At 51.3% G+C, this 11464-nt stretch carries 9 protein-coding genes; 2 read left to right on the forward strand and 7 right to left on the reverse strand.

Annotated elements, in window-relative coordinates; all coding sequences use genetic code 11:
• Positions 1-165 precede the first annotated feature (165 nt).
• Positions 166-1803 (forward strand): GMC family oxidoreductase, encoded by a 1638-nt coding sequence (locus tag JET16_RS05595; protein WP_233531087.1) that lies wholly within the window; start codon positions 166-168, stop codon positions 1801-1803.
• 34 nt (positions 1804-1837) lie between these two features.
• A complete protein-coding gene (locus JET16_RS05600; RefSeq protein WP_199614761.1) occupies positions 1838-3283 on the forward strand; it encodes a GMC oxidoreductase in 1446 nt (481 codons plus the stop codon).
• Between the two features lies 1 nt (position 3284).
• On the opposite strand, the gene JET16_RS05605 is transcribed toward JET16_RS05600, so the two are convergent.
• The 7 genes from JET16_RS05605 to JET16_RS05635 form a co-directional block, all read right to left on the reverse strand.
• Positions 3285-4403, reverse strand: a complete 1119-nt coding sequence (locus JET16_RS05605; protein ID WP_199614762.1) for a GerAB/ArcD/ProY family transporter — start codon at positions 4401-4403, stop codon at positions 3285-3287.
• Positions 4404-4439: 36 nt separating this feature from the next.
• Complete coding sequence (locus JET16_RS05610) at positions 4440-4694, reverse strand: hypothetical protein (RefSeq protein WP_199614763.1); 255 nt, start codon at positions 4692-4694, stop codon at positions 4440-4442.
• 36 nt (positions 4695-4730) lie between these two features.
• The gene (locus tag JET16_RS05615) at positions 4731-5903 is read right to left on the reverse strand and encodes a Ger(x)C family spore germination protein (RefSeq protein ID WP_199614764.1); all 1173 of its coding nucleotides are present in this window, start codon (positions 5901-5903) and stop codon (positions 4731-4733) included.
• Positions 5904-7490, reverse strand: a complete 1587-nt coding sequence (locus JET16_RS05620; RefSeq protein WP_233531091.1) for a spore germination protein — start codon at positions 7488-7490, stop codon at positions 5904-5906.
• Positions 7491-7578: 88 nt separating this feature from the next.
• Complete coding sequence (locus JET16_RS05625; protein WP_199614765.1) at positions 7579-8694, reverse strand: GerAB/ArcD/ProY family transporter; 1116 nt, start codon at positions 8692-8694, stop codon at positions 7579-7581.
• A gap of 12 nt (positions 8695-8706) precedes the next feature.
• The gene (locus JET16_RS05630; protein WP_199614766.1) at positions 8707-9888 is read right to left on the reverse strand and encodes a Ger(x)C family spore germination protein; all 1182 of its coding nucleotides are present in this window, start codon (positions 9886-9888) and stop codon (positions 8707-8709) included.
• Complete coding sequence (locus tag JET16_RS05635) at positions 9885-11414, reverse strand: spore germination protein (protein WP_199614767.1); 1530 nt, start codon at positions 11412-11414, stop codon at positions 9885-9887. Before JET16_RS05635 ends, JET16_RS05630 begins: the two co-directional genes overlap by 4 nt.
• Positions 11415-11464: the final 50 nt, after the last annotated feature.

Consider the following 11464-nt stretch of genomic DNA (forward strand, 5'->3'; position numbering starts at 1 on the left):
CTATTTTATCCTTATTCGGCAAATTGGGAATGAATTACAAAAAAACCTCCCGTCCCCTTGATGCCAATGATCGGTGTTTCGATTTTATTTATAATAGGTCACGATTACCTGTCATATACTCATATTGAAATGTGGCCAGAATCAGATCAAAGGGATGTGTTACCATTGTATGTATATGTTACTGAACATGGCGACACGCTTAGGAACATTGCAAACAGATATGACTATGAAGTAAGTAACCTCCTTTCGCTCAATCCGCATATTGCCGGCTCGGATTTCCGTTTGTCGGCGGATATTCAAGTTAAGCTTCCCAGCCCGCTGCCGCAAGCGCGCAAGCTGGGCGAAGACCCGGTTCAATGTCCCCCGCCGCCTGCAATCCCCCCGCTGTTTCACTGGATTCCGCTCACTCCGGTCGAGATTATGGCGCAAACCGATTATGACGTGCTTATCGTCGGCAGCGGTGCGGGAGGCGCGGCCGTTCTCTGGAGATTGTGCCAGCAATGGGCGCAAAGCGGCAAGCGAATCGGAATGGTCGAGGCCGGAGATCTTTTGCTGCCGACGCATGCGTTTCATATTCCGACGTTTAACGAACCGCAGGCGCTCGAATATTGGAGACAGGTTGCTGTGCACAAGAAGGAGGAGTGGCCTGATTTTCAAGGCGCGAAGATTGTATACGGCTTAGGCGGAAGAACTTTGATCTGGTACGGTTGGTCCCCGCGTTTCGAGCCTCCGGCGTTCAGAACTTGGCCGATCACTTATAAAGAGCTGCTCCCCTATTATACGATTGCGGAACAAATCATGAATGTAACCACTCAATACACACAAGGCTCTTCGCTGCAGGAAATACTTCTTCACCGGCTTCTTGCCGGCGGGTACCCGGAGGCGACGAGCGTGCCGCTCTCCACCGACCTTCAACAGACACAATTCGGGCAAGTGCACTCGAACGTCTACTTCAGTTCTATTGACTTTCTTGCTTACGCCTTGAATACCCGCCATTTCGATTTGGCCGTCAATACGCCCGCGGTGCAAATATTGACGGAAAAAGGCCGGGCCGCGGGCGTCAAGGTCGTGACCGCCGATAAAAGATCATATGAGATAAGCGCGAAAACGGTCGTCGTTTGCGGCAGCACGTGGGAAACTCCGCGCCTACTGCTCAATTCAGGCATCCCGGGAGAGGCGATAGGGAAATATTTGCAGTTTCATCCGGTATACGAAGGGTACGGCACCGTTGACCGGGCGGATTTTCCCGAAATTTTAGGAGTTGCCGCCATCTATGTTCCGGATATCGACGAGCGAAATTATCAGCTTCAAATTTTCTCGGATTATTATTACCACTTTATAGAAAAGCCTCTTCGCGCCAAAGAGCGTACCGAAGTTCACTGTTACGGAGTCGTAGAACCGCGCGCATCCAACTATGTCTATCTCGACCCGGTAAGGCGGGACGCTTACGGCGTCCCATTGCTGAACGTCGAGTTTTCCTTCAGCGAAAAAGATATGGCGCTTCTACGCGAAATGCACGCTCAAGCATTGGCCTTTACCGCCGCAGCCGGAATGGAGCTGGACATCCCGTTCGTACTGCGCCCGCCCGGAACGGACAACCACGAATCCGGAACGTGCCGAATGGGGGACGATCCGGCGACTTCGGCGACGAACCGGTACGGGCAAATTCACGGCGTACCCGGTCTGTTCGTGGCCGATAACAGCGTGTTGAATCTTACTTCGCCGGCTAATCCGACGCTGACCACGATCGCACTTGCGATCCGGACGGCCGATTATATCTCCGTCGCCGAACAATCGAAATAGCGCCTCTAAATTGATATAAAGGAGATCGAGCGAGATGCTTAAACAGCAGGTTCCGTGGATTCCCTTGACTCCGGTCGAACAGATGGCGCAGGCCGACTACGATGTGCTTATTGTAGGAAGCGGCGCGGGAGGCGGGGCTGCCCTTTGGCGGCTAATCACCGAACAATCGCCAAAGAAAGGCATGCGGATCGGCATGATCGAAGCCGGCGGCCTTTTATTGCCGACTCATGCGCGTAATTTGCCGACCTTCGATTATCAACGGTTTCTCCGGTATTTGGAGAATCCCCGTTATGTGGAACACATGCAATGGCCGGAGTTTCCGGGGGAAAAAATATTTAGAGCGCTGGGAGGAAGAACGCTCCATTGGTACTTGATGTCTCCCCGTTTCCGTCCTGAAGAGATGCGATCGTGGCCGATCACTTATCAAGAGCTGGTTCCCTATTATCTTGCCGCCGAACAGATTATGAATGTGACCGGGGAATACGCGAACGGTTCAGCGCTTCAGGAAACGCTTCTCCACCGGCTTCGCTTCGGCGGCGGGTTTCCCGACGCGCAAGACTTGCCGATGGCGGTCGATCTCGATGTCACCCAATACGGGCAGCTTCATTCGAATGTCTTTTTTAGTTCCATCATTTTTTTGGCATACGCTCTTCATATACAACCGTTTGATTTGGCGGTGAATACGCGTGTGGTGCAGGTAGTTACTGAGAAAGGAAGAGCCGCGGGCGTGAATGCGGTGGCGCCCGACGGTAAAACCTACACCGTCAGAGCCAATACGGTCATCCTGTCCGCGAGCACCTTTGAAACGCCGAGAATTTTACTGAACTCCAACATTCCGGGACAAGCGATCGGCAAATATTTGACGAATCATCCGACCGTCATCGCAAGCGCGAAAATAGACCGCAATCAGTTCCCCGAAGTATTGGGGAACGCCGCGATCATGGTTCCAAGTTCGGCCGAGCGGAATTATATGTTCTTCGTGGTGGGGACGGATCCGTTGGAATACTGGTGGTACCATTACGAAGAAAGAAGGCTTCTGAACGAACTGCGGCTCGCGTATTTCGGCTTGGCAACGATCGAACCGCGATATGAAAACCAAGTGAGCCTAGACCCGGGCAACATCGATCCGTACGGAGTGCCTCAATTAAAGGTGCGATTTTCATACACCTCCCGGGATGAAGCCGTTATCCGCGAGTTGACCGACTCCATCCGATCCTCAGCCGCTGCGATGGGGCTCGAATTTTATGAACCCCCTTGCCTCTTGCCGCCAGGAATGGACAATCACGAGGCGGGAACGTGCCGCATGGGCGACGATCCGGCGACTTCCGCCACCAACCGGTACGGACAAATCCATGGCGTGCCGGGGCTCTTTGTTGCCGATAACAGCGTCGTGTCGCTTACCGGGGCGGCCAATCCGACGTTGACTACCGTCGCTTTGGCGATCCGCACCGCTGATTATATTCTTGCGCAGGTAATTTGATTCACTCCAATACATTCGTTTCGCTTCCCTTTCGATCGGATTTGAACGCTGCCGCAATCGTCACCGCCAAGAAGGGAACGACGCCGGCCACCGTAATAAATAAAGGCCAGACGACGCCAACATGCTCCATCACTTCCAATTCGTTCTTAAACATGGTTAACGAGAGCATCAACGCCACAAACGCTATCGGAAAAATCAAAATCCGCTCGTCCTGCAGCCGGAGCAATCGGGAAACGCCCAAATTGATCGCGAACAACACAATGGTCGCTTTCATGTACGAGCCGGTAATCAATGCGATGCCGGTGATCGCTTCGATCCGTTCAATAATTTCCGCGACTTCTATCAACCGGGCAAGCGTAAACAAGGAATATTTGATATTCGCGGACATCGGACCGAGCGCCATAATCGTGCATACGATCGCCAGCGTGAGCGCGAGCCCGTTGATGAAAAGCGCCGCAAACATAAATTTGCCCAACGGCTCCCGGTCCTTGCGGACAAACGGAAGAATCATGGAAAAGATGACAATCTCCGCATAAGGAAATCCCCAGGCCATGTATGCGCCGTGCAGCACCGGCTCGAAGCCGTGCGGAAACAGCGGCAGCAGATGCTCCGCACGGTAGGAAGGCAGAGTCAATAGGATAACTGCGGTGCTGGACATGTAGATTATGAAAAGCAGAAAAGTGAACATTCTCGCCATCACTTCGATGCCCGAACGAACCGTGAGTGCCGCAGTGAACAGCGTCAGCAAGTGAAAAACATAAGTGGGCGTTTCCCGCATCATCGTGCTTCTGAAAAAATTGCCTATGTCTCCTACAATATCGGCCAACATGACAAAGGTCATCAGAAAGAACGGGACGGCAATGACAACCGTAAATACCCTTCCGACCGTTTGCCGGCTGTACTCGATCAGCGTCATATCCGGAAACTTCCGGTGCAGATACAGTACGCAGGACAACATAAGCATCCCGAGTCCGTTCGCAATCCACAGCGATATCCAAGCGGCGTTCTCCGCCGCCCCCGTCAGAGGCGCAGGTATGTTGACAATCGACGAGCCGGTCACAAATGTGAGAAATAACGCAGCCATTTGCCAAGAACTGACCGTTACCGCTCTATTCGCCATCGCCAACACACCTCCCTCCAGTAGTTACATAACTTGTTACGACGGTACTTTGACCGGCATCTTGACCGTCTCGACAATGCGCTTCGCCGGCGGTTCCAAGACGAAATGTATCAAATCGTCCACATTCGGCCAGGGCAGCTCCAGCGCGAAAATAACGGACATATATAGTGAGTATGCAATCAACAAACCGTATGCGATCTTTTCCTTGCCTCCTGAATTTCTTAGTTTCGGGCCGTCATGGAGAAAGATAGCGGTATATACCATCAGCAACAGCAAGATGTTCTGGAGCATGCTCCTCACCCCGTTCCTTCGAATTGCAGCTCTTTATTATTTGGAGACAGGCACTCCGAGATTCGCTCCGGTGTTGAAGATATTCACTTCAATCTTATAAGTAAACGGAATTTCTGCAAACCGCTCATCCCAATCCCGCTTCAAACGTTTCCATAAAGCAGGATTTTGGCGGTAAACGTTGTTTCCGATTCCGAACACATCCAATTTCTTTTTCTGGAAGAAAGCGACGGTGTTTTTTAAATCCCGCTCCACGGTCTTTTTTACCCTTTCGTTAAATTTTTCCATATCCTCGGGAGTTTTAATCGTAGTGCAAGCAAGTTCGCCGACGTATCCGTCGATTTTGGTCGTGACATGGACGGCGACGGATTCTCCCTTGATTTTCACTGCCATTTGCGTATTGACTTCTGCAACCTCGGCGGCATCCATCTTTTTTATTTTTTTGTTTTTCTGCCCGGGACAAACGACTTCGATTACGCCTGATTTATACTGGTTCAATACCATTAGGAGGCTTTCTATTTTTTTGGCCGAAACCGTAGTAACCAATTTCCCCTCTTTCATCACTCCAAGTGCGGTAACGGGAGAGGTCTTCGGCTTATTTTTCGGATCGAAATAGACATACGGTATTGTGGCTACGCCCGTCTGTCCTTTCAATTGCAGCATCAGATCCAAAAAGGTCGTTTTTACCGATTTGCCCGAAAACAGATAAGCCATTCGTTCCGACTCCCGTATTTGCTGGCCTATGGTCGATTCAATGAACGGCTCGGTCTTCTCCAAATATTGAGCTGCCTTGCCTTTGCCGATCATGATGAACACTGTCGCCCGCGGTTCGTGATCCCGTGAAAATAAATCGAGCACCTCGCCGACATGCCTTTTTCTGGCCAACCGTTCCCCGATAATGAGAACGCGCATATGGCTGAATTGCGCCTTTCGTCCGAAGTGGATCGTCATATCGCGAACGGCTTCAAACACGGTATCGTCTTCTGTTTTTACATTGATGAAGCTTTGAGAAGGCGGCCCCCCGCCTTGCGAAGTTCCGGAGACCGGCTTGTAATACTGGATTGTCAGTGCGATGCTCTCGTCGTCGTCCGCCAGATCGATCGCGGTTGCCTGAACGAAGGCAAAGTTATCCAGTTCCATTCTGTTCCAGCATCCGGTTAAGAGTATAAGGATCGCAAAAGCTGATGCGCAGACGCCGAACGTTCTCACCATTCATCCTTCTTTCTTGTTGTGTGCGTACACATCATGCCTGTGCCGGTTTCTCGGCGAACGAAGCAAGGACTTCAAAGGCGCGCGCATGAACACATCGCGCAATTGCCGCGGGCGGGCCGGTCCCAGTGGCGCCACAAAAGGCTGTCCCAGCGAACGTAAAGACATCATGTGGAGCAAAATCAACAGAAGTCCGATCAGGAGCCCGAATCCGCCTAGTGTGGCGGAAAGAATCATCAACGGATAGCGCATGAGACGAACAGCAAGTACAAAATTATATTGCGGGAGAGAAAATTGGGCGATGCCTGTAAGTGCTACGACAACGACCATTGCCGGGGAAGCGATGCCGGCGCTAATGGCCGCTTCGCCGATCACGAGCGCTCCGACGATGCTGACGGCGGAGCCGACGGGGCGCGGCAGACGTATCCCCGCTTCAGTCATAATTTCGAAGAAGAAGGTCATGATCAGCGCCTCTACAAATGCCGGAAACGGAATCCCTTCGCGCGTGTTGAGGAGCGCGAGCAGCAGCACGGTCGGAATGAGCTCCGGATTAAAGGTGGTGTAGGCGATATAAATGCTCGGAAGCAGCAATGTGATGAAAAAAGCAATCAACCTTATAAGACGAATCACCGAGGAAAAAGCCGTTCGATGGTAATAGTCTTCGGGAGATTGCAAGAACTCGAAGAAAAGACCGGGACAAATAAGTATGCTCGGACTGCCGGAAACCATCACGATAATTTTGCCGTCCAGGAGGGCGGCCGCCGCCGCGTCCGGACGCTCTGTCACCCGAAATTGCGAGAACGGCGAATACACAGATTCTTCAAGCAATTCTTCGATATAAGAGGTTTCCAGTATGTCCAGATGCTTTATCGGGGAAATTCGTTTCTCGAATTCCGTCAACGTTTCCGGATTAACGGAGCCTTCGATATATCCGTACGCGATCTCGCTTTTCGAATCCCCCCCGCCGGTCAACAGTTGCAGTTTGAAATCGGGCGTTTTTATCCGAGTCCGTATCAACCCGATATTTTTTTTCAAACTTTCAACGGTGCTGTCGTGCGGGCCTCTGACGACAGGCTCTATGACGTTTTCCGTCACTTGTCTCTCTTGCAGCGTTTTCGCTTTGTAGCTCAGCGCTTTGTCCCACTGGTCGAAGAAGATAACGACATTTCCGGACAATATATCTACGACGGCTTTATTGACATCTCCAATGACATGCGCGGTTTCGGAGGAAGCGCCATGCTTTTCGAAAAAGCCGCTCACAACCTCGGGAGTGATATCCGATTGTGCTTGTCCGATCTCGTGAGGAGCAAGGTCCTGCATTGCGGATTTAAAATAATTCGTTTCCTGGTCGTGAACCAGCGTCACACAGTAAACGGTCAGCGCCTCATACTGCAAATCCGGCCCGTAACGCCACGGAAGGAATATGATATCTTTGCAGTTCTCAAAGATGCGCTCCAACATCTGTCTGCACTCTTGCAAAGACCGGGAAAGCGGCACGTGCTTATTCATCTTTCTTTGCATTGTCTCTTCGAACGATATCTCTTGGAACGATCGAAGAATCAACCGGTTCCGCCTGAAATATTTCATCATATCCCTTCCGTCACCTCGCATTTTTCCAATCGCAGGAAACTACAATGTAATATTTCCCCATAAATGTGTTGCTATTCAACGGCAACGATCACTTTGTATACTGACCGGCTTGGCGTTTCCTCCGCCTCAGCTTTGCAACGACGAGCAGCAGAAACGGCAATGCGATCATATTCACGTTCAGAGCGATCGGAACCCAATAATTGAGCAAATAGTGGGAAATCGCCTCGGAGACGTTGCGCGGAACCATCGCAAACACCGTCACAACAGGAGCGACGAACCAAAGCATGACCCTCCAATTTTTCACGTGCAAAAATTTCGCGGTCCCGTAACAGGTGATAAACATATAAATGGCCAATTTTATGAAGACGCTGGATACCCATACAACGATCGTAATCGCATCGAAATTTTCAAGGAAACCGAATAAAGATATTTTCCTGGACATCTCGAAAAACGGGTACCACATCTTGGGAGTCAGAGTGACTCCTACGGTGAAAACGGTCATCACTCCGGCCGCCAAAACAAACAGGGTGGCGACAATCACAGCCCGATAAGCGTACGGCGCTCCCTTCATCGGCTGATGAAGGAACGCCGCGAGCATGAGATATTCGACGGAATGCCCAAGATAGGAAGCCGGCGCGAGCGCTCCGTAGACGATGCCCGCGAACCCGCTGTCTACATAAATCGGCAGCACGTTTTTCAAATCCACATCCTTAATACTGGCAATGATAACAAGAATAATCATCAACAAGATGATCGGCCCAAGAACCTCGCTGCAGCGGGCGATCCCTTCGATCCCCCCCGCATAAGTCGCATACACGATTAACAACACCATGATGATGATGACCGCCAGCTTCGGCGTCTGCTGAAGCAGCATGATTTGCACGAGATCGCTGAATTGGCGAAGCACAATCGGGATGATCGTATACCACTGGACAAAATAAACGACGAGGATCGCTTTGCCCAACCACTTTCCCATGATTTCTTGACTGAACTGAATCAAATCTTGTCCAGGATAAAGAGCCGACAGCTTCGTCACGAGCAGCGTGATCAGCAATACGATCCCTCCGGCGACCAGGATGGAGATCCACATGTCTTGTTTCGCGGCCTGCAGCGTCGGGGTAAGCGTCATGATCAACGTCATGCCCAAATCCATGACGGCGATCATCCAAAACATTTGCGTGCCGGTCACTTTGATCGGTTTCATCCGCATCCCCCTTTATCGCATTCGTTCTTGTCTTAAATGGGCGGGCGCTTGCGTTCTGCCCATCCGTTCGATTTGAATGTCAACCTTCACTTTGACAGGCATCTCGGCGTAGATGTCCGGCCAGCGATCCTTGAGCTTCTTCCATTGAAGGGGGTGCTCAATATGAACTTCCCGGCCGAAGCTGAAAATATCCGCTTTCCACTTTTGGGAGCGGGAGATGGTGTCTTCGAACAGCTTCCGCACATCCTCTTCCAACTTTTTTTCGACGCGCTTCATATTTTTTACTTTGCTAATATCAAGCTTCGTATTATTCCCCATCACCGTAACCGTGGCTTTTAACGCTATCGACGCTTCCGGCCTTCCGTTCTTGATCGTTGTGCGAACCATCTTTGTTCCACTCAAAATATCGGCGGTGACTGTACCGTTGAATTCTTTGGTTTTCGGTTCCACTTTCACGGTCAGCCTCATGCCGGCTGCTTCCCCATGCCACCACCGCTTCGCATTCAATTCCTTGTCTGACAAAAATCCGACCAGCTTGTTCTCCCGATAAACGGCAGCCTTATCGATCGTAAACGTCCGTTGGCCCGAACCGGTCTTAATGATCCGTACCGCACCGGTAATCGGCGCCGAACCGGATGAACCGACGGCATTCAAAAATTCGTCGATCTTGAATGACAAACTCACTTCTCCGAATTGGATTTTGTTCAAGCCGATCGCCGGAATTTGTTCCAGCTGGTACGGCGTGTTCAATATTTCTTTCGCCGTCGTCCCGTAAGCTGTCAATACGTAGCTGTTGTAGCGGCTGTCCGGTGAGCGGAGCAGGGCGCTCAACACAGTATCGAGACCTTGTCTTGCATACTTTTCTCCGAACACGACGATGCCCCGGTGACCGAGAAATATTTTTCGCGACAATTGCATCTGCAGCCGCCCGAGCGCATCCATCCCGTCTTTACCTTTGGCCGAAACAACCAACACAGGCCGCGCCCCTTTCGCGCCGGTTTGCAATGCGCTTGGAATTCCGGTCGGAAGAGCGATCTGCAGCGTTGCCTCGATCTGCCCGTCTTCCGCAAGATCGATACCGCTTGCCATGACCAACGCCAGATCGTCGAGCTCTATGCGGTCCCAGCAGCCCGTGAACAGTCCAAGGCATAAGATAAGCGACGTGCAAGCGAAAACTTTCCTGTTCGATCTCATTTTTTGTCCAGCTCCAATTTTTGCCGCATGTATTGCTGCCGTTTTTTCATTGCTTTCCAAGGGGCTCTAATCAATACGTCCCGTATTCCGGCTATGTCGAACGGCGCAATCGGCGACAAATAAGGAACGCCGAAGGAGCTCATGCTCGTCAGATGAATCAAGATGGCCAGCATAGCTGCGCCGACGCCGTACAAGCCGAACATTCCGGCTGCTATGACCATCGGAAACCGCAATATGCTGACGGCCAAGCTCATGCTCGGATTGGGAATGAGGAAGGATGCGATTCCCGTCAACGAAACGACAATGATAATAGGCGCCGATATAATGCCGGCCTGGACCGCGGCTTGTCCGATAACGAGCGCTCCTACGATGCTGATTGTCTGCCCCACCGGACGGGGGAGCCGGACTCCCGCCTCGCGCAGCGCTTCGAAGGTGACTTCCATGATCAACGTTTCCAGCATCGCCGGAAACGGAACGACTTCCCTCGCCGCCGCCAAGCTCAAAGCCAAGGGGGTGGGGATCATCTCCTGATGAAACGTGGTCACCGCAACATACAGGGACGGCAAAGCCAGCGCGATAAAGGTGAATAAATACCGCAGCCATCGAAGCATCGTAGCGAAAATAAAGCTAATATAGTAATCCTCCACGCTTTGAAATCCGTACCAAATCGTAATAGGCGCAACGAGCACCATCGGCGACCCGTTCACGAGGATCGCAACTTTGCCTTCAAGAAGTGCAGCCGCAACCGTATCGGGACGCTGCGTTGTCTGAATAAGCGGGAAAGGGGAGTGAGGATGGTCACTAATCGTCTCTTCAATGTAACCGGTCTCCAACACGCTGTCGATCTCGATTGAAGAGAGCCTTCTTTTCACCTCGTCAATTACGTCTTGCGCCGCCATATTCTCTATGTAGGCGACCGTCACATCCGTGCGCGATATGTTCCCTACCGCCATCTTCACCATCTTGAGCCGAGGCGATTGGATTTGATGCCGAAGCAATGCCATATTGACTTCGAGCTGCTCGATAAAACCGATTCGCGGACCGCGGATGACCGCCTCCGTGCTCGGCTCCTCCAGTTGCCGTTTCAGGTTGTCTTTGATTTGGAACGCAATCGCCTGTTTGGAAGATTCAATAAATAAAACGACTTGTCCCTTGGAGATGCGCAGCACCGCTTCATTCAAATTTTCTATCTTACTCAGCTGTATGATGGAAGGCAATTTATATGTAACCAAATCAACAAGATTCGCATGCCGGTCCAACTGAACCGGCTCTTCTTTCATAAGAGGAGCGAGCAGTTCTTCGCCCCACACTTGATCGTCGACAAGCACTTCAAGAAATACGGCCATACAGGTGATGGAATCGAAGGCCAGAAATCTCCGCACCGTAAAATCTGAGCAGTTTGCAAATATGATCCTTAATGCGGACTCGTTCGTATCCAGATTTTCGGACACACCCGCTTCGCTAAAATTTTCATTGCCGTTCTGCATTTTAACGAATGGATATCGGCCGCTTCGTTTGTTCGACATGTCGGACTTCACCTTTACGTTTATGCCATGATGGAAAATAAGGTAATAAT

The organism is Paenibacillus alkalitolerans (assembly GCF_016482785.1).
GTDB classification, from domain to species: Bacteria; Bacillota; Bacilli; order Paenibacillales; family YIM-B00363; genus Paenibacillus_AE; species Paenibacillus_AE alkalitolerans.